The organism is Candidatus Synechococcus spongiarum (assembly GCF_900047545.1).
In the GTDB taxonomy this organism is placed as follows: Bacteria; Cyanobacteriota; Cyanobacteriia; order PCC-6307; family Cyanobiaceae; genus Synechococcus_B; species Synechococcus_B spongiarum_C.
This window is the reverse complement of record NZ_FITM01000106.1, coordinates 1-2,960: the sequence shown is the minus strand read 5'-3', so window position 1 is coordinate 2,960 and position 2,960 is coordinate 1. Positions and strand designations below refer to the sequence as shown.

Below are 2,960 nucleotides of genomic sequence, written 5' to 3'. Positions count from 1 at the left end.
AAAAAAGAACAGCAGAATTAGAACGTTTGTTTCATTGCCGGCTCATACCCGGTGTTTATAGGATGAGTCAATCATGCTCCATTTGGAGACATTGGCTGATGAGCATTCCCAAGCACATAGGTCCTCGCACCAGTGGGCGACTCGGTGGCGACGCCATTGGCTGGTATCTCAGCAGAATTGGCAAGGAGCCCCTTCTAACCCCCAGCGAGGAAATTGAACTGGCCCATCAGGTGCAGGCCCTCAAAGTCCTGATGGGGACGGCGACGTCCGAACAACAAACCGTTGAGTATCGCAAGGCGTTCCGGTCGGGCAGGCGGGCTCGCAACCGCATGATTGCCGCCAATTTACGACTTGTATTCAGTGTAGCCAAGAAATATCAGCACCAGGGCCTGGAATTGCTGGATCTGATCCAGGAAGGCACCATCGGCCTGGAGCGAGCCGTGGACAAGTTCAACCCCAGCATGGGGTACAAGTTCTCCACCTACGCCTATTGGTGGATCCGCCAAAGCATGGTGCGCGCCATTGATAACACGTCCCGCACCATCCGCCTGCCCATTCATATCGGTGAGAGGCTCACCAAGCTGCGGCGCGTCACCCGTGACCTGTCCCATCGTTTGGGACGCCAGCCCAACCGTCTGGAGATCTCCCATCGCATGGAGATGAGCCTGGAGGAGCTGGACAAACTGGTGGCTCAGAGCCAACCCTGTGTATCCCTGGATGCCCATGTCCGTGGCGACGGGGACCGCAGCACCATTGGTGAGTTGATTGGCCACACCATCAACCATGAGCCCCTGGAGGAGGTAGACCGTCGCTTGCAGCAGGAGAACCTGGAAAGCTGGATGGCCCAGTTGGACCAGCGGGAGCAAAAAGTGCTGCGGCAGCGCTACGGGCTTGAGGGGACCACGCCCCAGACCCTCTCCGCCATCGGCCATGACATGAAGGTGTCCCGGGAGCGGGTACGCCAGTTGCAGGAGCGGGCCATCAAGAAGCTCAAGGCGTCTGCGGCCCGGCAAAAGGCGGCCTGAGGATCCAGGACGGTCTCCTGTGGAGCACCTTCAAGTTTTGGGGATCGTTGCCATTGCGGCCTGGTTGGCTGTGCTGGCCGCCATGGCCCAGCTGCTGCGACAATGGCGTCCCGATCAGGCGGAGTGGAGCCGGAAAGTCGTCCATCTGGGGGCCGGACTGGTGCTGCCCATGGCCTGGGCCACCGACATCAGCCGCACCATCGCCTTGGCCGCCGCGGTGCTGGCCACAATCCTGGTAGCCGTGAACCAGTACACCCGACTGCTGCCGGGTCTGGAGTCGATCAATCGCCGTAGCTACGGCACCGTGGCCTATGGGTTGTCCATTCTGCTGCTGCTCTGGTGGGGCTGGCCTCAGCGGGCCGCCATTGTTGTGGCCGCCGGCCTCATAATGGCCTTTGGCGATGGGCTGGCAGGGATTCTGGGACCCGCCTATCCCTCCCCCGGCTGGTCCGTTCTGGGACAGCGGAAATCCCTTCTGGGCACGGCCTGTGTGGCGTTGCTGGCCACGGGTGTGGGCTGGACGCTGTTTGGCGAGCACCTGAGCCTCACCCAACTACTGATGCTGGGGGTGGCGGCTGCCGCTCTGGAGCAGATCAGTGTGTTGGGGGTGGATAACCTGCTGCTGCCCTTGGGGACTGCTGCCCTCCTCAACCAATGGCTCAGCACTTGGAGAGGGTAGCTGCAGCCGTGGGCAGGACGTCACGCACCGCCGCCGCCAGGGCATCCAGCAACCGGGAGGTGGTGTCCAGGTTGATGCAGGCATCGGTGATGCTCTGGCCGTAGGTGAGCCGGGAGAGATCCTTGGGGATTTTCTGGTTCCCCTCCACCAGGTGGCTTTCCAGCATCACCCCGAGAATGTGGTCCGAACTGTCCCGCACCTGTTGGGCCACGGACAGCAGCACCTCCTCCTGACGGTGGAAATCCTTGCAGGAGTTGCCATGGCTGCAATCCACCATGATGCGATGGTGGCAACCGGCCCGCTCCAGGGCAGGCACAGCGGCGGCAAGGTCCTCCTTGTGGTAGTTGGGACCCGCCGCGCCGCCCCGTAACACCAAGTGGGTGTCAGGGTTGCCGGTGGTGGAGACGATGGATGCCTGACCCTGGGTGTTGATACCTAAAAAATGGTGAGGCCGCCCTGCCGCCACCATGGCATTGACGGCTGTGGTCACCATGCCGTCCGTGCCGTTTTTGAAGCCAATGGGCATGGAGAGGCCCGAAGCCATCTCGCGATGGGTCTGGCTTTCCGTGGTGCGGGCGCCAATGGCTGTCCAACTGATCAGGTCGGCGATGTACTGGGGCACCACCGGATCCAGCAGTTCCGTTGCTGCGGGCAGGCCCAGATCGGCCAGGTGGAGCAGCAGGCCGCGGGCCAGGCGCAGACCTGTGTTGATGTCGTAGCTGTGGTCCAGGTGGGGATCATTGATGAGTCCCTTCCAGCCCACCGTGGTGCGCGGCTTCTCGAAATACACCCGCATCACCACCTCCAGGCTCTGGCGGTGTCGGTCGTGGAGCTGCTTCAACACGGCCGCCACCTCACGGGCCGCAGCCACGTCATGGACAGAGCAGGGGCCCACAATGACCAGCAACCGGGGATCCTCACCGCTCAACAGGGCCTGGATGCGCTGTCGTGCCTCCAGGATCGCCCGGGCAGCGTGGGGCGACAGGGGAAGACCACCAAGTAGAACGGCAGGGGCAACAAGTGGCCGTGTCTCGACCACGTGGAGATTGGATGTACGCGCCATGGTGCCTGGATGCCGTGCTCAAATGTAGGCAAAGATAAGTCCCTATGGTCCATCCCCAGCTTCCGGCTGACCTGGAGACCGTGTGGCCATGGGGGTGTGCCTGCTTCCATGAAGTCACTGCTACGGCGGAAGCTGTTGAGCCGTGGCAAGGGTTGCCAGGGGCCAGTGGCCGTGTTCAGGTGGGGAAATGGCG

3 protein-coding genes are annotated in these 2,960 nt (G+C 62.2%); 2 read left to right on the top strand and 1 reads right to left on the bottom strand.

Annotated elements, in window-relative coordinates:
- Positions 1–98 precede the first annotated feature (98 nt).
- Together FLM9_RS04620 and FLM9_RS04615 are read left to right on the top strand one after the other, a co-directional pair.
- Positions 99–1,025 carry a sigma-70 family RNA polymerase sigma factor gene (locus tag FLM9_RS04620; protein WP_257243006.1) on the top strand — a complete coding sequence of 309 codons (927 nt, stop codon included), beginning with the start codon at positions 99–101 and terminating at the stop codon, positions 1,023–1,025.
- Between the two features lie 19 nt (positions 1,026–1,044).
- Positions 1,045–1,704 (top strand): diacylglycerol/polyprenol kinase family protein, encoded by a 660-nt coding sequence (locus tag FLM9_RS04615; RefSeq protein WP_081340199.1) that lies wholly within the window; start codon positions 1,045–1,047, stop codon positions 1,702–1,704.
- On the opposite strand, the gene FLM9_RS04610 is transcribed toward FLM9_RS04615, so the two are convergent.
- Entirely contained in the window at positions 1,685–2,767 is a 1,083-nt protein-coding gene (locus FLM9_RS04610) for a 3-deoxy-7-phosphoheptulonate synthase (RefSeq protein WP_074457476.1), read from the bottom strand. The genes FLM9_RS04615 and FLM9_RS04610 overlap by 20 nt on opposite strands.
- Between the last annotated feature and the right edge of the window lie 193 nt (positions 2,768–2,960).

Bases quoted from the DNA above. Each gene is read 5' to 3' on its own strand.
- FLM9_RS04620 (WP_257243006.1), top strand. From the start codon at position 99: ATGAGCATTCCCAAGCACATAGGTCCTCGCACCAGTGGGCGACTCGGT.
- FLM9_RS04610 (WP_074457476.1), bottom strand. From the start codon at position 2,767: ATGGCGCGTACATCCAATCTCCACGTGGTCGAGACACGGCCACTTGTT.